At 65.6% G+C, this 25,677-nt stretch carries 22 protein-coding genes and 1 pseudogene; 7 read left to right on the plus strand and 16 right to left on the minus strand.

Annotation, left to right across the window (positions count from 1 at the left end):
- The first annotated feature begins 2 nt into the window (after positions 1–2).
- The 4 genes and pseudogenes from AC0L4C_RS01470 (at position 3) to AC0L4C_RS01485 (ending at position 6,634) form a co-directional block, all read left to right on the plus strand.
- Positions 3–1,754: an ABC transporter ATP-binding protein gene (locus AC0L4C_RS01470; protein WP_473401748.1), complete on the plus strand. Its 1,752-nt coding sequence runs from the start codon at positions 3–5 to the stop codon at positions 1,752–1,754.
- Positions 1,755–1,758: 4 nt separating this feature from the next.
- Positions 1,759–2,982, plus strand: a pseudogene (locus AC0L4C_RS01475) (NAD(P)/FAD-dependent oxidoreductase); the annotation flags it as partial.
- A 31-nt stretch (positions 2,983–3,013) separates the two neighbouring features.
- Complete coding sequence (locus AC0L4C_RS01480; protein WP_473401749.1) at positions 3,014–5,647, plus strand: molybdopterin-dependent oxidoreductase; 2,634 nt, start codon at positions 3,014–3,016, stop codon at positions 5,645–5,647.
- Between the two features lie 147 nt (positions 5,648–5,794).
- Positions 5,795–6,634 carry a PAS domain-containing protein gene (locus tag AC0L4C_RS01485; RefSeq protein WP_473401750.1) on the plus strand — a complete coding sequence of 280 codons (840 nt, stop codon included), beginning with the start codon at positions 5,795–5,797 and terminating at the stop codon, positions 6,632–6,634.
- Here the strand turns inward: AC0L4C_RS01485 and recQ are convergent.
- Positions 6,627–8,459, minus strand: a complete 1,833-nt coding sequence (recQ, locus tag AC0L4C_RS01490; protein WP_473401751.1) for a DNA helicase RecQ — start codon at positions 8,457–8,459, stop codon at positions 6,627–6,629. The two genes, AC0L4C_RS01485 and recQ, sit on opposite strands and share 8 nt — an antisense overlap.
- Positions 8,460–8,591: 132 nt before the next feature.
- On the opposite strand from recQ, the gene AC0L4C_RS01495 reads away from it, so the two are divergent.
- A complete protein-coding gene (locus AC0L4C_RS01495; protein ID WP_473401752.1) occupies positions 8,592–9,332 on the plus strand; it encodes a Crp/Fnr family transcriptional regulator in 741 nt (246 codons plus the stop codon).
- Here the strand turns inward: AC0L4C_RS01495 and AC0L4C_RS01500 are convergent.
- The 15 genes from AC0L4C_RS01500 to AC0L4C_RS01570 form a co-directional block, all read right to left on the minus strand.
- The gene (locus AC0L4C_RS01500; RefSeq protein WP_473401753.1) at positions 9,313–9,666 is read right to left on the minus strand and encodes a response regulator; all 354 of its coding nucleotides are present in this window, start codon (positions 9,664–9,666) and stop codon (positions 9,313–9,315) included. The genes AC0L4C_RS01495 and AC0L4C_RS01500 overlap by 20 nt on opposite strands.
- 137 nt (positions 9,667–9,803) lie before the next feature.
- On the minus strand, positions 9,804–10,109 hold the full coding sequence (gene clpS / locus AC0L4C_RS01505; protein WP_473401754.1) for an ATP-dependent Clp protease adapter ClpS: 306 nt from the start codon (positions 10,107–10,109) through the stop codon (positions 9,804–9,806).
- Between the two features lie 103 nt (positions 10,110–10,212).
- Positions 10,213–11,019: an urease accessory protein UreD gene (locus AC0L4C_RS01510; RefSeq protein WP_473401755.1), complete on the minus strand. Its 807-nt coding sequence runs from the start codon at positions 11,017–11,019 to the stop codon at positions 10,213–10,215.
- Between the two features lie 8 nt (positions 11,020–11,027).
- Complete coding sequence (gene ureG, locus AC0L4C_RS01515) at positions 11,028–11,678, minus strand: urease accessory protein UreG (RefSeq protein WP_473401756.1); 651 nt, start codon at positions 11,676–11,678, stop codon at positions 11,028–11,030.
- Positions 11,675–13,372: an urease subunit alpha gene (gene ureC, locus AC0L4C_RS01520; RefSeq protein WP_473401757.1), complete on the minus strand. Its 1,698-nt coding sequence runs from the start codon at positions 13,370–13,372 to the stop codon at positions 11,675–11,677. The genes ureG and ureC overlap by 4 nt, the downstream gene beginning before the upstream one ends.
- 2 nt (positions 13,373–13,374) lie before the next feature.
- Positions 13,375–14,070, minus strand: a complete 696-nt coding sequence (ureB, locus tag AC0L4C_RS01525) for an urease subunit beta (RefSeq protein WP_473401758.1) — start codon at positions 14,068–14,070, stop codon at positions 13,375–13,377.
- 50 nt (positions 14,071–14,120) lie between these two features.
- Positions 14,121–14,798, minus strand: coding sequence for an urease accessory protein UreF (locus AC0L4C_RS01530; protein ID WP_473401759.1), 678 nt, complete (start codon positions 14,796–14,798; stop codon positions 14,121–14,123).
- The gene (gene ureE / locus AC0L4C_RS01535) at positions 14,791–15,240 is read right to left on the minus strand and encodes an urease accessory protein UreE (protein WP_473401760.1); all 450 of its coding nucleotides are present in this window, start codon (positions 15,238–15,240) and stop codon (positions 14,791–14,793) included. Before ureE ends, AC0L4C_RS01530 begins: the two co-directional genes overlap by 8 nt.
- Positions 15,241–15,249: 9 nt before the next feature.
- Entirely contained in the window at positions 15,250–16,938 is a 1,689-nt protein-coding gene (locus AC0L4C_RS01540) for an asparaginase domain-containing protein (RefSeq protein WP_473401761.1), read from the minus strand.
- 12 nt (positions 16,939–16,950) lie between these two features.
- A complete protein-coding gene (locus tag AC0L4C_RS01545; protein WP_473401762.1) occupies positions 16,951–17,889 on the minus strand; it encodes an acetamidase/formamidase family protein in 939 nt (312 codons plus the stop codon).
- 123 nt (positions 17,890–18,012) lie between these two features.
- Positions 18,013–19,086 (minus strand): ABC transporter ATP-binding protein, encoded by a 1,074-nt coding sequence (locus tag AC0L4C_RS01550; RefSeq protein WP_473403582.1) that lies wholly within the window; start codon positions 19,084–19,086, stop codon positions 18,013–18,015.
- A 5-nt stretch (positions 19,087–19,091) separates the two neighbouring features.
- A complete protein-coding gene (locus AC0L4C_RS01555; RefSeq protein ID WP_473401763.1) occupies positions 19,092–20,204 on the minus strand; it encodes an ABC transporter ATP-binding protein in 1,113 nt (370 codons plus the stop codon).
- Between the two features lie 16 nt (positions 20,205–20,220).
- Positions 20,221–21,129, minus strand: a complete 909-nt coding sequence (locus tag AC0L4C_RS01560; protein WP_473401764.1) for an ABC transporter permease — start codon at positions 21,127–21,129, stop codon at positions 20,221–20,223.
- Between the two features lie 11 nt (positions 21,130–21,140).
- Complete coding sequence (locus AC0L4C_RS01565) at positions 21,141–22,097, minus strand: ABC transporter permease (RefSeq protein WP_473401765.1); 957 nt, start codon at positions 22,095–22,097, stop codon at positions 21,141–21,143.
- A 76-nt stretch (positions 22,098–22,173) separates the two neighbouring features.
- Complete coding sequence (locus AC0L4C_RS01570; protein WP_473401766.1) at positions 22,174–23,769, minus strand: ABC transporter substrate-binding protein; 1,596 nt, start codon at positions 23,767–23,769, stop codon at positions 22,174–22,176.
- A gap of 324 nt (positions 23,770–24,093) precedes the next feature.
- Between AC0L4C_RS01570 and AC0L4C_RS01575 the strand changes: the two genes are divergently transcribed.
- Positions 24,094–24,258 (plus strand): hypothetical protein, encoded by a 165-nt coding sequence (locus AC0L4C_RS01575; RefSeq protein WP_473401767.1) that lies wholly within the window; start codon positions 24,094–24,096, stop codon positions 24,256–24,258.
- Complete coding sequence (locus AC0L4C_RS01580; protein ID WP_473401768.1) at positions 24,258–25,673, plus strand: amidase; 1,416 nt, start codon at positions 24,258–24,260, stop codon at positions 25,671–25,673. The genes AC0L4C_RS01575 and AC0L4C_RS01580 overlap by 1 nt, the downstream gene beginning before the upstream one ends.
- Positions 25,674–25,677 lie beyond the last annotated feature (4 nt).

A 25,677-nucleotide genomic window follows, 5' to 3' on the forward strand; every position in this document is an offset into this window, starting at 1 on the left:
AGATGAGCACCATTCTCGAACTGTCCCGCGTCGCCAAGCACTACGGCGAGGGCGACCGTCGCGCCGATATCCTCGAAGACGTCAACCTGAAGGTCGAGGATGGCGAGTTCGTTGCCATTCTCGGCTACTCGGGCACCGGCAAGACGACGCTGATCTCGCTGATGGCCGGGCTGATCGAGCCCGACGAGGGCGGCATCCTGTTTCGCGGCAAGGAAGTCCGGGGGCCGGGGCCGGAACGCGGCGTGGTGTTCCAGTCCTACTCGCTGATGCCGTGGCTGACGGTGACCGGCAACGTGAAGCTGGCGGTCGACTCCATCCACCGCAAGATGGACGGCAGTGCGCGCGCGGCGCTGGTCAAGCGCTACATCGAAATGGTGGGCCTGAGCCACGCGGCGGAGCGCCGCCCGGCGGAACTCTCGGGCGGCATGCGGCAGCGCGTGGCGGTGGCCCGGGCTCTCGCCATGCAGCCGGACATCCTGCTGCTGGACGAGCCGCTGTCGGCGCTCGATGCGCTGACCCGCGCCAAGCTGCAGGACGAGCTGGCAGCCATTTCGGCGATCGAGAACAAGACGATCATCCTGATCACCAACGATGTCGACGAGGCCATCCTGCTGGCCGACCGGGTGATCCCGCTCAACCCCGGCCCGAAGGCAAGCCTGGGGCCGGCCTTCAAGGTCGACCTGCCGCGACCACGCGACCGCGGCGAGATGAACTCGGACGACGCCTTCATCCAGTTGCGCCGCGAGATCACCGAATACCTGATGGCGGCGAACGCCAAGCGCGAGACCGGGCCGGAGCGTGTCTTCACGCTGCCCAACGTGGTGCCGATCACCCAGGTGCCGCGCCGGCCGCTGCCCGCGGCCTATGCCGAGGCAGCAAAGTCGCCGGCGACCGAGGGCTATGTCGAGTTCTCGCAGGTGAGCAAGGTGTTTCCGACGCCCAAGGGGCCGCTGACGGTGGTCGACGGTTTCGACTTCAAGATGAACAAGGGTGAGTTCGTCACCGTCATCGGGCACTCGGGCTGTGGCAAGTCGACGGTGCTGTCGATGGTTGCCGGGCTCATCCCGATCACCAAGGGTGGCATCATCCTCGACAATTCCGAAGTTGCGGGCGCGGGGCCGGAACGCGCGGTGGTGTTTCAGCAGCCGTCGCTGATGCCGTGGCTGACGGCGCGCGAGAATGTCGCGCTGGGTGTCGACAAGGTCTACCCCAAGGCCAGTGCGGCGGAGCGCCGCGACGTGGTCGAATACTATCTCGACCGGGTGGGCCTCGGCGACTCGATGCACCGCCGCGCCTCGGACCTCTCAAACGGCATGAAGCAGCGCGTCGGCATTGCCCGCGCCTTCGCCCTCTCGCCCAAGCTGCTGCTGCTGGACGAGCCGTTCGGCATGCTCGACAGCCTGACGCGCTGGGAATTGCAAGACGTGCTGATGGAGGTCTGGGCGCGCACCAAGGTGACGGCGATCTGTGTCACGCATGACGTGGACGAAGCGATCCTGCTCGCCGACCGCGTGGTGATGATGTCGAACGGGCCGAACGCCCGGATCGGCAATATCATGGAGGTCGACCTGCCGCGACCGCGGTCGCGCAAGGCCCTGCTGGCGCACAAGGACTATTACGCCTATCGCGAGGAACTGCTCGACTTCCTTGAGGCCTATGAAGGCGGCGCCAATCCGGATGCCGATACGCTGCAGCGGATCAAGCAGAAGCGCGCAGCGCGGGCCCAGGCCTCGCCGATGACGGCGGCGGAGTAGAGCGATGGGGCGCGAGCGGCTGGTCATTATCGGCAACGGCATGGCGCCCGGGCGTATGCTGGAGAAACTGCTCGATAGGGCGGCAGACCGTTACGAGGTCACGATCTTCAACGCCGAACCACGGGTGAACTACGACCGCATCATGCTCTCGCCGGTGCTGTCGGGCGAGAAGAGCTTTGCGGATATCGTCATCCATGACGATGGCTTCTACGAGCGGCACGGGATCACCCTCAAGAAGGGCTGCAAGGCGGTGGCCATCGACCGCGAGCTGAAGACGGTCACCGGGGCTGACCAGTCGGTGCTGCCGTATGACAAGCTGGTGATTGCAACCGGCTCGTCACCCTTCATCATCCCGGTTGCGGGCAATGACCTGCCCGGTGTCGTCAGCTATCGCGATCTCGACGATGTCGAGGCCATGCTCAAGGCGGCGCGCAGCAAGCGGCATGCCGTGGTGATCGGCGGCGGACTGCTCGGGCTGGAAGCGGCGGCCGGACTTAATAGGCAGGGCATGCGCGTCAGCGTCGTGCACCTGATGCCGACATTGATGGAACGGCAGCTCGATGCAGCGGCCGGCGACCTGCTGGCATCGGCACTGGGCGAACGCGGCATCGACATCCTCACCGGCGCCAACACCAAGGCAATCCTGGGCGAGACGGAAGTAACGGGCGTCGAACTGGCCGACGGCCGCGTGCTGCCGGCGGACCTCGTGGTGATGGCCGTGGGCATCCGGCCCAATGCGGGCCTTGCCAGGGATGCCGGCATCACCGTCAACCGCGGCATCGTTGTCGACGCCGCCCTGCAGACCAGCGATCCCTCGATCGTTGCGCTGGGCGAATGCGTCGAGGTGGAGGGACAGGTCTTCGGTCTCGTGGCGCCACTCTACGACATGGCCGACGTGCTGGCGGCACGCCTCGCCGGTGACGAGACGGCGCGCTTCCGGCCCGTCGCGACGGCGACGCGGCTCAAGGTCACGGGGATCAATCTCTATTCGGTCGGCGATTTCGCCGGCGGCGCGGATTGCGAGGAGATCGTGCTGCGCGACGCCGGCGCCGGAATCTACAAACGCGTCGTCCTGAAGAACGAGAAGATCATCGGCACGGTGCTCTACGGCGAGACGGGCGACGGGCCCTGGTATTTCGACATGCTGCAGCAGGGTGCCGATACCCGCGAGATGCGCGACCTGCTGATCTTTGGACAGAACTTTTCCGGCACCGCACCGCTCGAGCCTTATGGCGGGCGCTGCAGCATTTCGGGGTGACATGACCTTTGCGCTCACCGACCGCAGCGTGCGCACCACCTGCCCCTATTGCGGAGTGGGATGCGGCGTGCTGGCGACCCCGCAGGAGGACGGATCGGTGGCGATTGCCGGCGATCCCGACCATCCGGCCAATTTTGGGCGGCTGTGCTCGAAGGGATCGGCGCTGGGCGAGACGCTGTCGCTGGACGGGCGGCTGCTGCATCCCGAGATCGACAGCTGGCGCGTCAGCTGGGACAGCGCACTTGATCTGGTGGCGCAGACGTTCCGGGACACGGTGGAGCGTTTCGGTCCGGATTCGGTTGCCATCTATGGCTCCGGCCAGCTGCTGACCGAGGACTACTACGTCGCCAACAAGCTGATGAAGGGCTTCATCGGCAGCGCCAATATCGACACCAACTCGCGGCTCTGCATGGCCTCGTCCGTGGCCGGGCACAAGCGCGCCTTCGGCTCGGACACGGTGCCGGGCACTTACGAAGACCTGGAACTGGCGGACCTCATCGTCCTGGTCGGGTCCAATCTCGGCTGGTGTCATCCCGTCATCTACCAGCGCATCGCCGCCGCCAAGGAGAAGCGCCCGCACATGCGGATCGTGCTGATCGATCCGCGGCGAACGCAGAGCGCCGACCTTGCCGACCTGCACCTGCCGATCGCGCCGGATGGCGATACGGCGCTGTTTGTCGGCCTGCTGCGAGCACTCAGCGACCACAAAGCGATCGATGTCGGGTTTGCCGGCACCTATACCGAGGGACTGCGCCCGGCACTGGCGGCAGCGCGCGACTGGACGCAGGAGCGGGTGGCCGCTGCCACCGGCCTCAATGCCAGGGACCTGGCCGTGTTCTACGACTGGTTCGCGACCACCGAGAAGGTGGTGACGGTGTTCTCGCAGGGGGTCAACCAGTCGGCCACAGGTACCGACAAGGTCAACGCGATCATCAATTGCCACCTCGCCACGGGACGTATCGGGCTGCCGGGGATGGGACCGTTCTCGATCACCGGGCAGCCCAACGCGATGGGCGGACGGGAGGTTGGCGGCCTTGCCAACATGCTGGCGGCGCACATGGACTTCGATGCGGCGGCGCGCGAGCGGGTGGGGCGCTTCTGGGGCAGCGAGCGGGTGGCCGAGAGGCCCGGCCTGAAGGCGGTCGAGCTGTTCGATGCCGTCGCAGACGGCCGCATCAAGGCGTTGTGGATCATGGCAACGAACCCGGTCGACTCGATGCCGGAGGCGGACAAGGTGCGCGCGGCGCTGCGGGCCTGCCCGTTCGTGGTGGTCTCGGACATGGCGGCCGCGACCGACACGGCGATCGAGGCGCAGGTGCGCCTGCCAGCCGCGGGATGGGGCGAAAAGGATGGCACCGTCACCAACTCGGAACGCCGGATCTCGCGGCAGCGACCGTTCCTGCCGCTGCCGGGCGAGGCGCGGCCGGACTGGTGGATCATTACCGAGGTGGCGCGGCGGATGGGATTTGCCAACGCCTTCCCCTATCGCAATGCCGGAGAGATCTTTGCCGAGCATGTGGCGCTGTCGGCGTTCGAGAACGGCGGGACGCGCGACTTCGATTTGAGCCCGTTCGAGGGCCTGGACTATGACGCACTGGTGCCGCGGCAATGGGGCAAGGCGCGCATGTTTGCCGACGGGAAATTCTATACGCCGTCGACACGGGCACGCTTTGTTGCCGTGACGCCGCCGCCGCCGATCGTGGCGGCACCGGGCATGCTGATCCTCAACACCGGGCGGGTGCGCGACCACTGGCATACGATGACCCGCACCGGAAAGACGCCGCGCCTCTCGGCGCATCTGGCCGAGCCATTCGCCGAACTGCATCCCGATGATGCCGGGGAGCTCGGCATACGCCCGGCGACGCTGGTGCGGCTCGAGAACGGCTATGGCAGCGCCGTGGTGCGGGCCCTGCTCAGCGAGCGACAGCGCCGGGGCTCGGTGTTCGTGCCGATGCACTGGACCGGGCAGTTCTCGTTGACCGGGCGCGTGGACGCACTGGTCAAGGCGCAGGTCGATCCGCAATCGGGGCAGCCGGCGCTGAAGATGGCGCAGGTCAGCGTCGTGCCGGCGCAGATGGAATTTCACGGCTTTGCCATCGGCCGCGCCGCGCCCGATCTGGCGGCGGCGGACTACTGGGCCCTGGCGCAGGCCGAGGGCGGGGTACGGGTGGAGCTGGCTTGGCAACGCGCACCCGAGGATATCGAGGGCTGGGTGCGCTCCGCCTTCGGCGTCGCCGACGGCACACGGCTGCTCTCGGTGGAGGACGCGCGCAGCGGACGGTTGAGCTTTGCCGAGGTGGTCGACGGGCAGGTGCGGTTTGCCGTCTACCTGTCGCCCGATCCGGTGCTGGTGTCGCGGCAATGGGCGGCGTCGCTGCTCAACGAGGCGCCGGACGGAGCGCGACGCTCCGAAGTGCTGGCTGGGCGGCCGGGACTTGACCGGCCGGATGGCGGCGCGATCATCTGCGCGTGCTTCCAAGTGGGGATCAATACCATTACCGAAGCGGTCACCAAGGGCGGCTGCCGAAGCGTGGAGGCGGTCGGGGCGGCGCTGAAGGCCGGTACCAATTGCGGGTCCTGCCGGAGCGAAATCCGCTCCATCATTGCATCAAATGCGCTCGAAGAGACCAGATAGGGTGCTCCGGAGCCGCTTTCTGGGCGGTTGGTTAGGCGATCTTAACCTGGAGACCCGACACTTGCTCCTCCAGGACGTCGCAAGTTTCCGAGCCAGATGCCGATATTCAGCAAACAACTGATCCACAGCACGCGCCCTTCAACAGCTGTGGCTGAGCCGCAGCCCGAGCTTGTCGACAGCGCGGCCGTCAGCAACCTGATGTCGGAGCAGCTGGGGTTCGGCCAGTGGAAGGTGATCTTCCCGGGCGAGGTCCGGCTCTCGGAAAAGGCCAGCGAAGTGTATGGCGTCGAGCACTCGGACGAGGCACTGCCGCTGGAGTTCCTGGTGCAGTGCTACCATCCGGACGACCGCGGCAAGCTGCTGTCGCTGATTGCGGCGACGCTGCAACAGACGCAGGCCTTCCACGCGGTGCTGCGTGTCATTGGCGGGGACGGCGAGGAACGCGTGATCGAAAGCATGGGCGACCTGCGCATCCAGGACGGCCGGGTGACAGAACTGTTCGGGCTGAGCCGCGACATCACCAAGGAAGCGCACAAGGAAGCGATTTCGATCAGCCGCAACAGGCTGCTGCAGGACGTGGTCAGCGCCATGCCCGCCCCGATCGCGATTGTCGACGAGCACATGCAGGTGCTGGAATGCTCATCCTACTGGCTCAAGTGCCACAAGCTGGTCGACCGCTCGGACGCGGTGGGGAAGTCGCTCTACAAGCTCTTTCCCGACATGCCGCCGGCACTGCGCGAAGAGAACGAGCAGGCGCTGGCCGGCACCGTGGTGCGGACGAAGCGGAACTTCGTCAATCCGACCACCAGCAAGAAGATGGAATGCAGTACCGTCCTCGTGCGCTGGATGGCCTCGGAGACCAAGGTGGGGGGCCTCGTCATCATGGTGGGATGGCACGAGTTCGGCCTTGCTGCGGCCGCCAAGAAAGTCGAGGAGGTGGCCGAATTCGACGGCTCGCTGCTCGAAATGCTCAAGGAAGTCAGCTAGCGCGGATCACCGCGAGGAAAATGGCGCCGTAGCGCTCGAGCTTGGCCTGGCCGACGCCGGGCATGCCCATCATCTCGTCAAGGCTCTGCGGCCGCTCGGTGGCCATGGCCCGCAGCGACACATCCTGAAACACCACATAGGGCGGAACGCCCTGCGACTTGGCGAGGCGCGAGCGCTCGGCGCGCAGCGCATCGAACAGCGGCTGGGCGCCTTCGGGCAGGTTGACGGCGCGCTGCAGCGAGCGGCGGACCTCGGCGGCGCGGCGCGGACGGTCGCGGCGCAGGGTGATGCGACGCTCGCCCTTGAAGACCGGGCGGGCCTCCTCGGAGAGCTTGAGGGCGCCGTGCGCCGCGTGATCGACAAAGATCAGCCCGGCCGCGGTCAATTGCCGGAACACCGACTGCCAGACGCGCGCCTCGATATCCTTGCCGGCGCCGAAGACCGGCTGGCTGTCATGGCCGAACTTCTGCGTCCGTTCCGTCGACTTGCCGGTCAGCACATCGATGACATGCTGGGCGCCGAAGCGCTGGCCGGTCCGATAGATGGCGGCGAGAGCCTTCACCGCAGCATCGGTGCCGTCCCAGGTGGCGACGGGCGAGAGGCAGGTGTCGCAGTTGCCGCAATCGCCGGGATAGGTTTCGCCGAAATGCGCGAGAATGGCCTTGCGGCGGCACTGCGCGGTTTCGCAGATGCCGAGCAGAGCCGAGAGCTTGCCATGCTCGACGCGCTTGATCTCGTCGGGGGCATTGCCCTCGTCGATCATGCGGCGGCGCTGCACCACGTCGGCCATGCCGTAGCACATCCAGGCCTCGGCCGGCGCGCCGTCGCGGCCGGCGCGGCCGGTTTCCTGGTAGTAGGCCTCGACGGAGGCCGGCATGTCGAGATGGGCGACATAGCGCACGTCGGGCTTGTCGATGCCCATGCCGAAGGCAACGGTGGCGACGAGGCAGAGGCTGTCCTCGGTGAGGAAGGCATCCTGATTGGCGGCGCGGGCGGCCGCGCTCATGCCGGCATGATAGGGCAGCGCGCGAATGCCCCTGCCCTCAAGCCAGTCGGCGATGTCGTCGACCTTCTTGCGGCTGAGGCAATAGACGATGCCGCTTTCGTTCTTGTGCTTGCCCAGAAATTCCAGCAGCTGATCGCGCGGCTTGTCGCGCTCGACGATGGCGTAGGAGATGTTGGGGCGGTCAAAGCTGGTTTCGAAGACGGCAGCATCGCCGAGCGCCAGCCGTTCGATGATGTCGGCCCGGGTCAGGGGATCGGCGGTGGCGGTCAGCGCGATGCGCGGAATGCCGGGATAGTTGACCGCAATCGAGGAGAGCTCGCGGTATTCCGGCCGGAAATCGTGGCCCCACTGGCTGACGCAATGCGCCTCGTCGATGGCGAAAAGGCCGATATGGACGTCCTGCAGGAGGTGCTGGAAGCTGGGGGTGGTGAGGCGTTCCGGCGCGACGTAGAGCAGCTTGAGCTCCCCCGAGCGGAGCTGGTCGCGAACCTGGCGGGCATCCTCCGGCGACAGCGAGGAATTGAGGGCGGCCGCCGGAATGCCGGCCTGCCGCAGGGCCTCGACCTGATCGCGCATCAAAGCGATGAGCGGCGAGACGATGATGGCAACGCCGGGACGACAGAGCGCCGGGACCTGGTAGCAGATGGACTTGCCGGCACCGGTGGGGAACAGCACCACGGCATCGCCGCCGCCGGCGACGTGATGCACCACGGCCTCCTGCTGGCCGCGAAAGCCCGAGTGACCAAACACCTCGCGCAACACGCCGAGAGGTTCTCTGGCGATGCCGAGCCCGTCCTGTGCGCCGAATCCCGTATCCACACCCGCTATGGACCACAGTCGCAATTGCCTGAGCAAGCGCGATTAGCAAATGGTCTGGACGGGCGGCGGCATGGAGGATAGCGATAGGGTTGCGGCACTGCCGCCCAAGGGGAATGTGAGACTAAATCCAGTATGACACCGACACTCTCGCCAGGCTTTGACCCGCTGTTTCGGCGCCTGGCGTTACGCGACAGTCTGAGCGAGGAAGAAAAGGCGGCGCTCGCCGAAGTAATGAGCGAGGTCAAGGCGCTGCCGGCCGGGACCGACATTGTACGCGAGGGCGATCGCCCGGGCCGCAGCACGCTGGTGCTGTCGGGCCTGACCTGCCGCTACAGCTCGCTGGAAAACGGCAAACGGCAGATCACCGCCATCCATGTGCCCGGCGATTTCGTCGATCTGCACAGCTTTCTGATCAAGCAGATGGACCACTCCGTCGGCTGTCTGTCGCCCTGTATCGTCGCCTATGCGCCGCATGACGGGCTGGAGCGCATCACCGAGAGGCTGCCGCACCTGGCGCGCCTGCTCTGGCTGCTGACGCTGATCGACGCCTCGATCCACCGGCAGTGGCTGGTGACGATGGGCGCCTACCCTGCCCTCAATCGCGCGGCCCACCTGCTGTGCGAGCTGTTCATGCGGCTGACCTTCGACAGCGGGCAGATCGGGGACACGCTCAGCCTGCCCATTACGCAGGGCGACCTCGGCGATACGCTCGGGCTCTCAACCGTGCATACCAACCGGGTGATCCAGGAGTTGCGGGCGCGCGGGCTGATCGAATGGAAGACGCAGGAAATCCGCGTGCTCAACTGGCAGGGATTGTCAGACCTGGCGCAGTTCGACCCGCTCTACCTGCACCTCAGTCGCGAGCCGCGCTAGCCTGTTCGAGTGCCGCCGTGACGGTCGAGAGCACGAGTTCGGCAATGAACGGCTTGGTTATGACGGACGCGTCGGGAAAGACGGCATGCACTTCCTCGACCATCGAGCCGGTGCAAAAGACCACAGGAACACCCTGAGCCTTGAGGTCCCGGGCGAGATCGAGCGCGCGCTCTCCCATGCGGAAATCGAGGACGGCAACGTTGACCGGCGTGTCGGCGGTCAAGCCCCGGGCTTCGGCCACGCTGACGGCGCTGAGCACCTGAAATCCTGCAGCCGTCAACATCGACTCCAGTTCGATGGCGATGAGATACTCATCATCAACGACAAGCGCCACAAATGGCGAACCCTGATCGCGCACTAAACCCCCAAAATCTCGACGCCGAGCAAATGTGCAAGAGAAACGCTGATATCGCGTTCCGGACCATCACCGTAGCCGATGTGGCGGGGTACAACAAATGTTAGCCCTTGTGCCTATTCCTCGGGCTCGGTGGCAAAAAGCAGCGGGAAACCCTGATCGCGGGCGAACTCGGTGGCCCGGTTGGCCTTGGTCTCGGCGATCTCGCGGGTGAAGACCGCGACGACACAAGAGCCTTTCATATGGGCGGTCAGCATGACCTTGCTGGCCTCGCTCTCGCCCATGCGGAACTCCGCCTTGAGGATGCGCACGACGAAGTCGCGCGGCGTGAAATCGTCATTGACGAGAATCACCTTGAACAGGGGTGGCCGGGCCACCTTCTTGCGGGTCGTCGTTCTCGGCGTCGTGACCGTATCTGCCATCACCAGCCCTCCACGCGTCCGGGGCGACGCGTTGCTTGAAATTGGGGGAATTATAGCGGCAAAACTGCTGATTGTCGCCCGCTACGGACAACCAGGAGGCGGATCACGGGGTCGAAGTGAGGAGATGCCGGCGCAGATGACGGTGGGCAAGCTCCGAGCCGGTGCGCAGGTGCCGGAGTTCAGAGGCAGCGAGACGGACGCCAATCCCCGCCGAGGCCGGCAGCAGGCTGGCGGCGGCATAGAGTCCGGGAACCTCGGCCAGGGCCGCCGAGAGATCCAGCGCCCAGGCTTCCAGGGCCTCGGCGGGCCGGGCAGCCAGCATCAGCAGAGTGCCGAAGCAGGCGTGACGGGTGAAATGACGCGGTTCGCCGGCGATGTCGAACCGGTCGACGAGCACCGGTTCTCCCGCCACGCGCACCAGCAGCGCAGACTGCATGCGGCGGAAGAGGCGGCCGCTGCGGGCGGGGTCATGCAGGGTGAAGCCATCGGCGATGAAAGCGGTGGCGGCTGGATCGCAATCGATCTCGATGGACTGGCTGATGGCGGCATCGGGGAACAGGATGCGCGGCTGCGGCAGGTATTCGAGCCAGCTTTGCGCGGCAAGCGAGATGGCCGCGGACTCATGCGTGGTCATGCCCGGATGCGCGCGATGCACGGAAGCGGCGCCCTGCGTGGCGATGTGGGCGGCGGCGCCCTGCCCCAGGTGCAGGTGCTGGCGCAGGTGGTCCTCGCCGAGAATGGCGCCGCCCGAAGTTTGCAGCATGACCGACTGCAGATGCGGCAGGTCGGTGTCGTGATGGAAGGTGCGGGTGAGGACGAAGGGCCAGGTGAACAGCCGCCGGTCGAGCGCGGTGCGATCGCCGCGGCGGACAAAGCTCAGATCGAGCTGCCGCCGGGCGGCTATCGGCAACTGGGCGTTCACGCGCGAAACAGCACGTCGCGCTCGATGAGATCGACCACTGCATCGATCCCCTCGCCCTTGCGACAGTTGGTCAGCAGCACCGGCCGCTGATCGCGGACCTTCAGCGCCTCGGCATGCATGCGCTCGAGGTCGACGCCGACATGGGGCGCCAGATCGGTCTTGTTGATCACCAGCAGGTCGGAGCGGATGACACCGGGGCCGCGCTTGCGCGGGATGTCATCGCCACCGGCGACGTCGATGACGAACATCCAGAAATCGGTGAGGTCGCGGGAAAAGGTCGAGGCGAGATTGTCGCCACCGGATTCGAGCAGGATCAGTTCGACGCCGGGAAAGCGGCGCTCCAGTTCGTCGGCGGCCTCGATGTTGAGCGTGGGGTCCTCGCGGATGACGGTATGTGGGCAGGCGCCAGCCTCGACGGCCGAGACGCGTGCCGGATCGATGAGGCCGGAGCGGCGGATGCGCTCGGCGTCCTCGGCAGTGACGAGGTCGTTGGTGATGACAGCAATGTCGATGCCGCGCGTCAGCAGCGCCGGGATCAGCCGCTCGACCATGGCGGTCTTGCCAGAGCCGACCGGGCCGCCAATGCCGACGCGGGCGGCGGCGATGGGTTTGGCGCCCGTCGTGCGGGCGGGTGACAGCTGGTTCATCGCAGCATGTACCTCCGCATCAACGGCACCCTGGTGGCCGGGGCGCAGGTCAGCAACCTGCCATCGGCACGAACCTCGAAGGTTTGCGGATCGACCTCGATGGCCGGCAGCGCATCGTTGCGCACCATGTGCTTCTTGCGCAGATGACGGACCGACTTGATGGGCAGCAGCTTCTTGCCAAGGCAGAGCTTGTCGCCGATGCCGGCGGCGAGAGCGAGCTTGCTGACGAAGGTGAAGCCAACCTTTTGCGTCGCGAGACCAAGGCCGCCCCACATGGTCTTTTGCACCTGCGGTTCGGCGAGGCCCAGGCTGCCATTGCCGTCGCCCATGGCCTGCCAGGTGATGGCGCCGTTCTTCATAACGATCCACGGTTTCACCCCGAAGGAGGCGCGCGGCCACAGGACCAGATCGGCGATCTTGCCGACCTCGACGGAACCGACATAGTCGTCGATGCCGACGGCGATCGCGGGGTTGATGGTGAGCTTGGCGATGTAGTGCTTGACCCGCTCGTTATCGGCGCGGGCGGTGGTCTCCTCGGGCAGACGGCCGATGCGCTCTTTCATCACCGACGCCAGCTGCCAGCACTTGGCAACGTTTTCGGCAAGCCGGCCCATGCCCTGAGTGTCGGTGCCGAAGATGGAGATGGCGCCCATATCGTGGAGGAAGTCCTCGGCGGCGACGGTGCCGGCCCGGACCCGGGCCTCGCCGAACAGCAGGTCCTCGGGGGTATTGTAGTTGAGATTGTGGGCGATCATGGCCATCGGCAGCCCCTCTTCCATCGCGTATTGCGTGTAGGGGTTGGTGGGGTTGGTCGAAGACGGAATGACGTTGTCCCAGGAGCAGACCTTGAGCAGGTCGGGGGCGTGGCCGCCGCCGGCGCCCTCGACATGGTACATGTGGATGGTGCGGTCGGCGCAGGTCGCCATGGTGTCTTCGGCGAAGAGAAACTCGTTGATGGTATCGGTATGCAGATGCACGGCGAAGTCGTTGCGGTCGGCGGCGATCAGCGAACCGTCAATGACGGCGGGGGCGGCGCCCCAGTCCTCGTGGATCTTGATGGCGGCGGCGCCGGCCGCGACGGATTCCTCGACGGCCTCGGGGCTGGTGCTGCCGCGTCCGAACAGCGCGTAGTTGACCGGCGAGCTTTCCATGCCCTGGAGCAGCAGGCCGAACGAGCGGGTGGTGCCGCTGCCGACATCGAGCGGGCCGGAACCGACCAGCGTGGTGGTGCCGCCGGCCAGCGCATGCTCGGACTGCTCGGGCGAGCCGATATGAGCGTGGCTCTCGATGGCGCCGGCGGTGACGATGTAGTTGATGCCGGGGATCTGCTGGGTGGTGCTGCCGACCAGCATGTGCGGATCGATGCCGGGCATGGTGTCGGGATTGCCGGCCCTGCCGATGCCGACAATGCGGCCGTCGCGGATGCCGATATCGGCCTTGATGATGCCGGTGACGGCATCGACAATGGTGGCGCTGTAGATGACGATATCGAGGATGCCGTCGCTGGGCCGGGCAAAGGCGTTGATGGCCTCGCCATCACGCAGGTTCTTGCCGGCGCCCAGCACCAGTTCGTGGCCGTAGATGGCGTGGTCGCGCTCGATCTCGATCAGCAATTCGGTGTCGGCGAGGCGGATGACGTCGCCGGTGGTGGGGCCATAGAGGCGGGCGTAGGCGTCGCGGGTCAGGGTGGACATGCTCAGGCTCCCTTGTAGCCGCGGGCGCGGGCCAGTTCGAGACCGCGGTCGAGCGCGCCTTCGGCCTCCAGCGGGCCATTGACGAGGCCGGCCTGGCCGAGCACCACGCGGCGACCTGCGATGGGCACCAGCCGCACCGACTTGACTGCGCCGGGCTCGAAACGGATGCCCATGCCGGCAGGACGATCGACCTTCATGCCCCAGGCCCTGGCGCGGTCGAACTCGAGCATGCGATTGGCCTCGAAGAAATGGGTGTGGCTGCGCACCTGGATGTCGCGGTCGCCGGTATTGACGACGTCGATGGTGACCGACGGTCCGTCCTCGAAAAAGCTGATCTCGCCGCCCGGCGTCATGATCTGGCCGGGATAGGTGGCCTCGTCGGACGGCTGGTCGCCGGGACCGACGGGCTCGAAGAGCACAAGCAGTTTCGTACCCTCGGCAAAGGCGCATTCGATGTAGACCATGGGGATCATTTCGGCGACGCCGGGCTCGACATCGTCCGTGGTGAGCAGCCGGCTCGCCATGTCGCGGATCTCGGCATAGGGCATGTCGCGGCGGGCGGCGAGCATGACCTCGTCGGACAGCAGGGCCACGGCCTCGGGATGGCTGAGGCGGATGCCGAGGGCGCGATTGCGGCGCGCCATCTCGGCGGCCGTGAAGATCGTCAGACGATCCATTTCCGTTGGCGTGAGATTCATCCTCGACCTCGTAATTCTGAGGTGCGTTGCCGAAGCGGCAATGCACCGGCTCAGGTGGCGAACATGCGGATGTGGCGGGACGGGCCACGGGTGACGGCGATATCGATGAGGGGCGTGAAGCTGGATGGCTGGACGTCGTCACACGACGGCGTGGCGAGCAGCGCAGCGAGGACGATACGGGCGGCGGACAGCGCCTGCTGCGCCTCGACGTGGCCGATGGTGCCGAGCCGCACGGCGGCACTGACGAGACCGGTCACCAGGGTCCAGCCGGAGAGCAGTTCCGCCGCCGCCAGGTCGAGCCCGGCATCGCGGAAGGCCACGGCCTGGACGACCGGCAGATGGCCAAGGCGCGGGTCGGCCGAGGCCATGGCGCGATAGCTGGTGGAAAGCGGGCCGCCGAGGCGCACGGCGATGCCGAGCAGCGCCTTGCCGGCGCGGTGCGAACCGTCGCGCATCTGGGCCGAGGCGGTGGCCGCCTCGGCGTAGCGGTCGACGACGGCGACGGCCTCGAGATCGCTGGCGCTAAAGGCGCGGCACAGCAGCGGCCGATCCATGGTGGCCCAGCGGTCATGCAGATGATCGCGCACGATGGCGTCGAGTGCCTCGGGCGTATCGAGATAGCCGTCGGCCGCGAGGCCTTCGACGCCCCAGGAAAAGGCGAAGCCGCCAGCGGGATAGGCGCTGTCACCATATTGCAGCAGGGCAAGGGCGGTAGCGGCGTCAAACATCGCCCACCTCTTCGACATCGCCGCCGTCCAGCAGCGGCAGGATGCGGGCCCGGTAGTCGTGCAGCGGGCCATCGAGCAGGACAACGAGGCAATCGTCCTCGAAGCGGACGCGCCAGTGCAGATTGCCGGCGTTCCAGCCGAGCTTGAGCGCTGCGGTTTCATCGACGGGGCGCAGGCGCCAGAAGGCCTGCTCGCCGAAGCGGGCGATGATGGCGCGGGCCGGATCGATGTAGAGCAGCGCGCCATCGGTGAGCTGTTCGTCGCGGTCAAGGCTGACGGCGCAGTCGGTGCCGCGGTCGGTGGCGAGGCGGAAGCGTTTGCGCCCGGCATCGGCCGGCGGCACGAACAGGAGCTCGATGCCACCGGCATGTTCGAGATCGTGCAGGAGCCCGCGATAGGCGGGATCCTCCGATGTCCCAATGATGCCGTGAAGCCGCAGCACCGCCGCCTCCTAGTGGGTGTTGAAGACCTGCTGGTAGTTGACCAGCGCCGCCTTGAGGGCCGCGACCTCGTCGCCGGTTGGATGCCGGGGGTCCCTGGCCGCCGGCAGGGCGCCGAACTTCATCAGGCAGGCCATCAACAGCAGCCGGGCCTTGGTCGAGGTGAGGTTGAGGCCGGCGATGCTGAACGGCTCGGGATCGGCGAAGCCCTCGGGGTAACCGCGGCCGGTGCGGGCCACCGGCAGGCCGGAAAAGCTCGCCATGCGCAACAGGCTGCCGCGCAGTTCCGAGGTGATGTTGCCATAGGGGACGAGGCCCTCGATGACGAAGCCGCCAAGACGGCCGCCGCCGAGCTTGTGCCGGATGAGGAATTCGAGATCGGCCTCGGGGGTGGGATCATCGCCGAAGCTGTCGGCGAAGTAGCCGCCTTCCTTGACGATGGAGACGGACGGGATGGCGTCGGCGAGCAGCTTGCCGCCTGCGTCCTTGATCGGGAAATCGTAGGTCTCGACGGTCTCCCCCGCGAGGCGGGTCGCCTTCACGCTAGCGGGGAGTCTGGTGGTGTTCACGTCGGAGCCGGCGGTGTGCTTGTAGGCCGGGACGTACATCATGTAGGGCGTGCCCATATGGGTGACCTGCCCGAGGATGCCGCTGTGGCCGCCGGTGGCGACATAGCCGCCGGGGCGCGCGTCGACCTTGGCCACTTCGCGTGCGGCAAAGAACTGCTGCTCCTGAATGACGACCGTGCCGGCGCGATTGCCGCCCTTGCCGTCCTTCCAGATGCCGCTTTCGATATAGGTGACGCTGTCGACGATGTTGGCCGGACCGTCATTGCTGATCTGGCCCTGCGGGCGCTGGGCGGCGTTGCAGGCGATAGGCAGATCGGTGTCGATGAGCAGGTTGAACCAGTAGGCACTCTCCTCGACCTGCGGCGAGCCCTGGGTCCAGATGGCGCCGTCATACTTGCCCGACGACATGATGGCCTGCACATCGTTGGTGATCTTGGCGAGTGCCGGACGCGGCGGCGACTTGGCGAGATGGAAGGGCTTGTAAGCGAAGAAATCGTGACCCATCCGCTCGGCCGGGGTATCCCCCTCGCCGGTATCGGCGCGGCGGTCCTGCGACAGACCCTTGGTGAAGCCGCCGGGCGGCAGGACGCGATAGAAGTCGACCTCGGCGCGGCCGCTGATCATGTTGACCTTGCCGTCGGCACCGATGGAGAGACGGTCGATTTCCTCAAAGCTGCGCGAACCATCCGGATAGAAGCCTTGCCGGGCGATCGGGCCGAGGGGCTTGGTGCCTTCCTCTTCCCACGGCGAGCCATCGGCCTGCATGGCCATGTAGGGCAGCGGGTAGAGGCCGTCGTCGGGCGTCAGTTCGATTTCATAGACGGGCTTGTCGGCATCGGACATCCTCTCAATGGAGAAGGCGCCGTCCGGGCCGATATAGCCATCGGGTGCATCATAGAGTTCTGCTGTGTCGGCCTCGAGCGGGTGAGCCGAGAACTGCTCGACATAGACCTTGACCCGCGCCGCGAGACGCTGGGCGCGGAGGGGATCGAACCGGGAGGCATTGCCCGAACCGGCGGTCACCGGTGGCAGGCCTTTTCTGGCGCGCGCCTTGTTCGAGGTCACCAGCGGTGGAGTGTTCTGGATGGTGGCCGTGGGGCCAGCCAGGTGGGCAATGCGGATCTTGCTCAAGGCACTAGTTCCTCAACGAATGAAATTCTTCTTGTCCATCATCATGTGGACGCCCTTGGAGCCGTTGACCGTCTGGGTGATGTGCAGATCACCCGCGAGGCTGCAGAGCATGTAGGCTTCGGTGGCAGTCAGACCGGCCTTCTCGCCGAGCATGGCGATCATGTCGCGCAGGGCGCGAATGGCGCACTGGTCGAGGTCGGGATCCATGCCCATGCTGATGTGGTGCGTGGGCGTCTCGGCGCGCGGATAGGTGAAGGTGAGATCGTCGCGCACGATGAACTCGAAGGTGCCGCGCAATGCAGTCTCGATGGCGGTGACGCAGACTTCGCCATCGCCCTGACAGCCATGACCATCGCCACAGGAGAAGAGACCGCCTTCGGTATGGACCGGCAGATAGAGGGTCGAGCCGGCAACCAGTTCCTTGTTGTCGAGATTGCCGCCGGTCGATTGCGGCGCGATCGAGCTGATGCGGCCCCAGCCTTTGGGCGGCGCCAGCCCCATGACGCCGAAGAACGGCGCCAGCGGCAGTTCCAGGCCCCAGGGCATGATGCCGACATTGCGTTCGAGGTCGCAGGGAATGTTGACCTTGACGGGCTCGTCATAGTCGTGCGGCAGGGTGCCCATCAGCGGCAGGACGATCTGGAAGCCCCAGTCCTGGAGCAGCGACACTTCCTTGATGCGCACCTCCAGCACGTTGCCGGGTTTCGCCCCCTCGACATAGACCGGGCCGGTGAGGATATGCGGCCCCTCGGGCTTCAGCTTGGCATGGATTTCCGACAGCACCGGGGGCACGATGAACTTGTCGGGATCGGGCACCACGTCAGGCGAACCGGTGACCGTATCGATGGTGACGGTGTCGCCGCTCTTGACCCGCAGAACCGGCTCCCGCGTGGCGTCGAAATAGCCGTAGTGGCAGGCTTCCACGCTGGGCTCGAGATGATATGTCGCCAATGCAAATCCCCTTGTTCCGCTGTTCCGGAAGCTTCGCGCACCGCCTCCATTTAGTCAATTATTCAATTAATTCTTTTTCAAGTATCTAGGTGCGAGTGACTGCCTATCGCGGCTGCCCGGGTTCTAGGCCGGCTCGAGTTGATGCGCCTCGCGGGCCATGCCCTCATCGAACATCAGCAGGCCGCCCATGATGCGGACCTTGGAGCAGCGCACCATATGACCGCGGCCGTCGACCAGCGGATCGGGCATGGCGACCTGGCAGTCGGGGCCGGCATATTTGCAGCGCGGTGCGAAACTGCAGCCGTCGGGCAGTGCCCGAAGGTCGGGCGGGGTGCCGGCAATGGCTTCGAGGGTCTTGCCCTTCGCCTGATCCTTGACGGTCGAGGACAGCATGGCCTTGGTGTAGGGATGCTGCGGGCGCATCAGCACGTCGCGGGCCTCGCCATATTCGATGATACGGCCGGCATACATGACGGCAACCTTGTCGGCGATCTGCGCGGCGACACCCAGATCGTGGGTGACGAAAATCATCGACATGCCCATCTCGCGCTGCAGCTTGCGCAGCAGCACCAGCACCTGGATCTGCACCGAGGCATCGAGCGCCGTGGTCGGCTCGTCGGCAAGCAGGATGCTCGGCCGGCAGGAGAGCGCGACGGCAATCATGGCGCGCTGGCGAAGGCCGCCGGAGAGCTCGTGCGGATAGGCCTTGAGGCGACGCTCGGGTGACGGCACACGCACCAGTTCGAGCAGTTCGAGGGCCCGCTTCCAGGCTGCGTCGCGATCGATCTTTTCGTGGCGCATCACCGTTTCGGCAATCTGGTCGCCGATGGTGTAGAGCGGATCGAGCGCCGTCATCGGCTCCTGGAAGATCATCGATATCGTCGAGCCGCGGAGCTCGGACATCTTCCTGTCGCTGACGGTGGTGATCTCGTCATCGCCGACCCGCATGGTGCCATCGATGATGGTGCGCTTCTTGTCATGGAGGCGCAGCAGCGAGCGCATCATCACCGACTTGCCCGAGCCGGACTCGCCGATGACGCAGAGCACCTGCCCGCGGTCGAGATCGAAGGAAACGCCGTTCACTGCCTTGACCGTCGCCTCGCGGCTGACGAAGCGGACATTCAGGTCCTTGACCTGCACGTAGGGGCGGGTGACTTCGCCCTGCGGTTCTGCGGCGAGCACGTCGGGGTTTCTCATCTCGTTCATCTTGCTTCTCCATGCCAGACCGGCAGGGCGTTGGAAGGGGCATCGGGCGCCTTGCTGTGACCCGAGCCGGCATGGATCATGTGACAGGCGGCCAGATGCTGATCCGGCCCGGCCCGCAGTACGTCGCCCAGCGGCGGCGCCTTGGCCATGCAGACTTCCTCGACATGCGGACAGCGGGTGTGGAAGCGGCAGCCCGAAGGCGGGTTGACCGGGTTGGGTGGATCGCCGGCCAGCGGTGCAGCCTCGACACGCTCGTCGGGATCCATGCTGAGCCGGCAATCGAGCAGCGCCCGGGTGTAAGGATGCTTGGGATCCTCGTAGATCTTCTCGACGGGGCCGATCTCGACCACCTGCCCCAGGTACATCACCAGCACGCGGTCGGAGATAAAGCGCACCACGTGCAGGTCGTGGGAGATGAAGATATAGGTGAGGTTGAGCTGCTCCTTGAGGTCACCGAGCAGGTTGAGAACCTGGGCCTCGACGGATTTGTCGAGGGCCGAGACGGCTTCGTCGAGAATGAGCAGGCGCGGATCAAGGGCCAGGGCCCGGGCGATGTTGACGCGCTGCTTCTGGCCGCCGGACAGTTCGTGCGGATAACGCTGGCTGAAGAGGTTGGGCTTGAGGCCCACCTTTTCGAGCAGGGCCCGAGCCTGGTCCTTGGCCTGCCTGGCCCTGGTACCCTGCACCTTGGGGCCATAGGCGATCGACTGCTCGATCGGCAGACGCGGATTGAGCGACGAGTAGCTGTCCTGAAAGACCATCTGCAGCGAACGGCGCAGGCCTTCGAGTGACATGCCATTCTTTTCGCCGACGGCATCGCCGTCGAGGATCAGGTTCCCCCCGTCCTTGTCGACCAGGTACATCAGCAGACGGGCCAGCGTGGACTTGCCGCAGCCGCTCTCGCCGACAATGCCGAGTGTTTCGCCCTTGAGCACGTAGAAGGAGATATCGTCGACGGCCTTCACTTCGGCGACGGTGCGGTTGAGCAGCCCGGCCCGGATCGGGAAGTACTTCTTGATGCCTTCGACAATCAGCATGGGCTGGGCGGGGCCACCGCGGTCGCGCGGATCGGTGGCCTGGGGTTCGGACGTTTCGATCAGGTCGGTCATGAGTGTGCTTCCCTTCTCAGGTCTTGACGTCCATTGCCTGGCGCAATCCGTCGGAGACGAGATTAAAGGCAATCGAGGTGATGAGGATGGCAACGCCGGGAATCGCCGCCACGAGCGGCTGGACGTAGATCGACTGGCGCAGCGTGGAGAGCATCAGGCCCCAGTCGGCGGTGGGCGGGGAGACGCCCAGACCGAGGAAGGAGAGGCCGGAGGCGAGAATGATCGAGATCGACACCAGGGTGGACGAGTAGACCAGCACCGGCGAGAGGACGTTGATCAGCACGTGGCTGAGCAGAATGGAGATCGTCGATGCGCCGCTGGCGCGGGCCGCGTCGACGAAGTCGAGAGCACGGACCTGACTGGTGGCGGTTTCGGCGACACGGCAGATGGGCGGGATGAGAACGACGGTGAGGGTGAGCATCTGATTGCCGATGCCACCCCCCAGACTGCCGGCGATGGCCACCGCGAGCAGCACCGAGGGGAAAGCGAAGAAGACATCCATGGTGCGCATGATCACCATGTTGACCTTGCCACCGTAGTAGCCGGCGACGACGCCGAAGGCACCCCCGATCAGGGTAGCAAAGAAGACCGGCAGGATGCCCATCATCAGCGACACGCGGCCGCCCCAGAGCATGCGGCTGAGCATGTCGCGGCCCTGTTCGTCGGTGCCGAGCAGGTAGTTCTTGTAGCCGATGGGCCGCAGGCGATTGGCCATGCTGGATTTTTCGGGATCCATCGGCGCCAGCCATGGCGCGAAGACCGCAGCAAGGACGATGAGGATGATCAGGGCGAGGGAAAACAGCGTCACCGGATCGTAGCGCAGGCGGTTCCAGACGCTGCCCCAGTAGGAGCGAACCTTGGTGGCGGGGGCGCCCTGGCCCGCCGGGGTGCTGGCCGGCATGCTGCCGGCAGGAATGTCGGTCATGTGCGCCTCCGTCAGATACGTTTGATGCGCGGATCGACCAGCGACTGGATCAGATCAACGACGAGATTGATGAGAACGAACACCGTGGCCAGCACCAGGATGGTGCCCTGCAGCAGCGGGATGTCGCGGGTCAGGATGGCCTTGTTGAGCAGGTAGCCGGTGCCGGGCCAGGTAAAGACCGTTTCGACCAGCACCGAACCGCCGATCAGGTAGCCGAGCTGCAGGCCCAGCATGGCAATGGCCTGGGGCATGATGTTGCGGACGGCGTGAACGATGATGGCGAATCCACTCAGTCCCTTGGCCCGCAGGGTCTGGATGAAGTCCTGATTGAGGATCTCGCTGAGGGAAGACCGGGTGGTTCGGGTCATGATGCCCAGCGGCGGCAAAGCCAGCGCAACAATCGGCATGATGGCGAACTTGAGGTCGTTCCAGTCGAAGTAGTTGAAGCCGTCCGAACCGTTTGCGCCCATGCCCGTCGCCGGCAGCCAGTTGAGATTGACGGCAAAGAAGATGACGAGGACGACGGCGAGCCAGAAGGTGGGGACCGAGATACCGAAGACGGCAATGGCCGTTACCAGCTTGTCGACAATGCCGCCCTGGCGGGTGGCTGCGATGGTGCCCAGCAGCATCGACACGACGAAGGCGAGGGCGACCGAGATGAGGGCCACGATGATGGTGTTGGAGAAGGCGCGGAGCACTTCGCCGACGACCGGCGTATTGTTGGCGATGGACATGCCCAGATCGCCCTGCACGACGCGCCACAACCAGACCACGTACTGAATGAAGATCGGTTGATCGAGACCGTAGTAGGCGCGCAGGCGGGCGACGTCCTCGGGACTAGCGTCGGGACGCACCAGGTTTTGTACCGGGTCGCCCGGGGCGATCTGGACGAGGGCGAAGCAGATGACCGTGACCCCGAAGAGGATCGGGACGGTCATGACCAGGCGACGGAGCGCGTAAAGCCACAAAGTGGTTCTCCCGAGAAGGCGTTGCACCAAGTGTCGCGGGCGCCCTGGGCGTCCGCGACGTCAGCAGGGACGTCAATCAGGGATTGACGACGATCGGGGTCAGGTCCTGGAACCAGCTCTGCGCCTGGACGAAGCCGGAGAGCTTGGGCGACAGGGCGCGCGGGTTGAGGTCGTGGACGATGAACAGTTCGGGGGCGTCGGCCATGACGAGGTCGTTGACCTGGGTCAGCAGCACGTCACGCTTGGCCTTGTCGAACTCTGCGAGGGCGGCGTAGCCGAGGTTTTCGACCTCTTCGTTCTTGTAGAAGCCCCAGTTGCAGCAGCTGGGCGGCGCGTAGTCGTTCATCCACTTCTTGAGGATGCCCTGGCTGGCGTCGATTGGCGCCATCGAGAAGTTGATGCCGTCGAAGCCAGATTTTTCCGAACCGGCAAAGAACACGCCGATCAGGGCGTTCCAGTCCATCGGCACCAGTTCCACCTCGAAGCCGGCGGCATCAAGCTGTTCCTTGACGAGTTCGTTCATGGGCAGCGGCTGCATCTGACCGGAACCGGAGGTGGAGATGCCGATCTTGATGGCGCACGGCATACAGCCGGCTTCTTCAAGCAGCGCCTTGGCGCCGTCGGGATCATACTCGTAGACCGGGGGGGTGCCGTACCATGGCTGGGAGTCGATCAGCGTGTTGTAGGCGGCAGTGGCAATGCCCTGGAGCATGTCGACCATGTCCTGGCGGTTGAGAGCCATGTTGGCGGCCTGGCGCACGCGGATATCGGCGAACGGCCCTTGGTCCATGCGCAGCAGGTAGTTCCAGTTGTGCGGATAGGGCACAGTGACGATCTGCATGCCCGCGCCCTTGAGTGCCGGGATGGTGTCCGGCGAGGGAGCCTCGACGAAGTCCACCTGCCCCGAGAGCAGGGCAGCGGCACGGGTCGACGCTTCCGGCATCGGCAGCAGCACCAGGCGATCGTGCTTGGGCACGCGATCAGGATTCCAGTAGCTCTCGTTCTTGACCAGTTCGAGCCGCTCATGCGGGACCAGCTTGTCAAACTTGTAGGGGCCGGTGCCGGCGGGCTTCTCGGCATATTTGACGTAGTCATTGCCCGTCGCTTCGACGCCGCAGTTCGAGATCATGTAGAACATGGCGAGGTCGTAGGGCAGCAGTGACGCGGGCGTCTTGGTGGTGATCTTGATGGTGAGATCGTCCACCTTCTCAACGCCGGCGACGTTGACGACGCCGGAGCCCTGCATGCCGGCATGACGAGCGTTGAACTGCGGCGAGGCGGAGTCCATGACGCGGGCAAAATTCCACACCGCCGAGTCGGCGTTCCACGGGCAGCCGTCGTGGAAGGTCACGCCCTCGCGCAGGTGGTAGGTCCATGAGAGGTTGTCGGCGGGGTCGACTTCCCAGCTGGTGGCCAGGCCGGGGACGATGTCGGCGGCGACATCCGAGCTCGAGAGATCCCAGATCGCCAGACCGTCATACATAGTGTAGCCGGCAAAGCGGTAGCCCTCGTAGCCCTGGTCGGGGGCGCCGGTCCAGTCGGGAATGTCGGCAGCTGTCATGGCGACGCGCAATACGGATTCCTGCGCAAATACGGATCCGCTGGTGGCGGTCGCCGCCAGTGCGGTGAATGCGGCGGCAGTCACAACGCCTCGCATCAGTATGGATTTCATGATGTCTCTCTCCTGCAAGCGGCACCCCTTTTTCCAGGTGCTGCCGGACTACGTTGCAAAGCCCATGCCAGCGTCTCTCGCGTCCGGTGCATGGCAGACCTCCATCTAGCTAAAATGTTCAAAATGCTAAGAATTTGCGGCGCACCCGATGATCTCGGGGCGACCGGCCGATCGAAAACAAACTGAAGTGACAATGAGATAACTTTGCTCCGAGGGTCACGGGCGCGCAAAAATCGGGCAGCCTGCTCATTATTTGCTCCTTCAATATTATCGTTTTCAAATATCTAGAATGGTCGTATAGGAGGAGCTATCAAAGGAGCCGACATGCCATCACCCCACCCTGCCGCCGACGGCATCGCCCCGGGCTTCCGGCCGCTGGTCGCCAAGGACGCACAGCTCAGCGCGACGATGCCCGGCGGCGCCGATGAATCGGCTGCCGCCGCCGGGGCACGGCGGGCGGGTTCTCACAAGACAACGAAGGCCGCCTGATGCTCAAAAAGTCCCCTGATACCACCGACCTCCACTACGCTTCGCTGCTTGATGTTTCGGCCCTGATTGCCAACGGCGACATCTCGCCGGTGACGGTCACGGAACAGCTGCTGGAGCGGATCGCCAAGGTGGATCCGGCGCTGCATTCCTACCTGTCGGTGACCGCCGAGGCGGCGCTTGAAGATGCAGAGACAGCGCGGGTCGAGATCGCCGCCGGGCGGCATCGCGGCCCGCTGCACGGCGTGCCGATTGCCATCAAGGACCTGTTCCACACCAAGGGCGTGCCATCGACGTTCGGCTCACTGGCCTACAAGGATTTCGTCGCCGACGCGGACGCGACGATCGTGCACCGGCTGAAGATGTCCGGCGCTGTCATCCTGGGCCGGCTGCACCTGCATGAGGGTGCGTTCGGTGAACACCATCCGGCGCTGCCGCGCTGCAACAACCCATGGAACGCCGACTACTGGCCGGGTGGTTCGTCATCGGGGTCCGGCGCGGCTACGGCGGCGGGCCTCTGCTACGGCAGCCTGGGAACCGATACCGGCGGCTCCATCCGCTTTCCCTCGGCAGCCTGCGGCGTCACCGGCCTGAAGGTCACCTGGGGACGCACCAGTCGCGCCGGTGTGTTCGCGCTCGCCGACTCGCTCGACACCATCGGACCGATGACGCGCGACGCGGCCGACGCAGCGGCGATGCTGGCAGCCTTTGCCGGCGCCGATCCATTGGATCCCACCAGCCTGACCGCGCCAGTGCCCGACTATCTGGCCGCGCTGGACGGCGTGCTGGGCGCGCGCGGCTTCCGCATCGGGGTGGACGAGGCTTATCTCGAAACCGGTGTCGACAGCGAGACAGTCGCCGCGATCGTTTCAGTGATCGCGACGTTCCGCGAACTCGGTGCGGTCATCGTGCCGGTGAAGGTGCCGGACCGCAGCGACGCCACCCGCGCGCAGATGGTGATCACCGACACCGAAAGCGCCTATTTCCACAAGGACGTCTACGCCGCCGACAAATCGCTGTTCGGCCCGCAGCTGGGCAAGGCGATGGAGCGCGGGCTGGCGCAGGACCCGATGACGCTGGCAAAGGCCTACATCACGCAGGATCGCTTCAAGGGCGAACTGGCACGAACCCTGGAGGGTATCGATGCGCTGATCTCGCCGGTCTACCCGATGGTGGGCGCACGCTATGACGAGATGGATGCGCATCTGGGCGATCTCGAAAGCTTTCTCGGCTTCACCTCGCCCTACAACCTCGCGGGCGTGCCGAGCATCACCTTCCCCTGTGGCCTCGCCAAAGTGGGCATGCCCCTGGGTGTGCAACTGATCGGTACGCACCTGAGCGAAGCCAGTCTGTTCAAGGCTGCCCACGCCTACCAGATGGCGACCGATTGGCATCTGCGTCGCCCTCCCGTGAACTGAACAG

Source organism: Devosia sp. J20-27 (genome assembly GCF_055808595.1).

Bases quoted from the DNA above. Each gene is read 5' to 3' on its own strand.
- AC0L4C_RS01560 (WP_473401764.1), bottom strand. From the start codon at position 21,129: ATGACCGACATTCCTGCCGGCAGCATGCCGGCCAGCACCCCGGCGGGC.
- AC0L4C_RS01555 (WP_473401763.1), bottom strand. From the start codon at position 20,204: ATGACCGACCTGATCGAAACGTCCGAACCCCAGGCCACCGATCCGCGC.
- AC0L4C_RS01470 (WP_473401748.1), top strand. From the start codon at position 3: ATGAGCACCATTCTCGAACTGTCCCGCGTCGCCAAGCACTACGGCGAG.
- AC0L4C_RS01530 (WP_473401759.1), bottom strand. From the start codon at position 14,798: ATGTTTGACGCCGCTACCGCCCTTGCCCTGCTGCAATATGGTGACAGC.
- ureG (WP_473401756.1), bottom strand. From the start codon at position 11,678: ATGAACCAGCTGTCACCCGCCCGCACGACGGGCGCCAAACCCATCGCC.
- ureC (WP_473401757.1), bottom strand. From the start codon at position 13,372: ATGTCCACCCTGACCCGCGACGCCTACGCCCGCCTCTATGGCCCCACC.
- ureB (WP_473401758.1), bottom strand. From the start codon at position 14,070: ATGAATCTCACGCCAACGGAAATGGATCGTCTGACGATCTTCACGGCC.
- AC0L4C_RS01570 (WP_473401766.1), bottom strand. From the start codon at position 23,769: ATGAAATCCATACTGATGCGAGGCGTTGTGACTGCCGCCGCATTCACC.
- AC0L4C_RS01550 (WP_473403582.1), bottom strand. From the start codon at position 19,086: ATGAGAAACCCCGACGTGCTCGCCGCAGAACCGCAGGGCGAAGTCACC.
- AC0L4C_RS01575 (WP_473401767.1), top strand. From the start codon at position 24,094: ATGCCATCACCCCACCCTGCCGCCGACGGCATCGCCCCGGGCTTCCGG.
- AC0L4C_RS01495 (WP_473401752.1), top strand. From the start codon at position 8,592: ATGACACCGACACTCTCGCCAGGCTTTGACCCGCTGTTTCGGCGCCTG.
- clpS (WP_473401754.1), bottom strand. From the start codon at position 10,109: ATGGCAGATACGGTCACGACGCCGAGAACGACGACCCGCAAGAAGGTG.
- AC0L4C_RS01580 (WP_473401768.1), top strand. From the start codon at position 24,258: ATGCTCAAAAAGTCCCCTGATACCACCGACCTCCACTACGCTTCGCTG.
- AC0L4C_RS01480 (WP_473401749.1), top strand. From the start codon at position 3,014: ATGACCTTTGCGCTCACCGACCGCAGCGTGCGCACCACCTGCCCCTAT.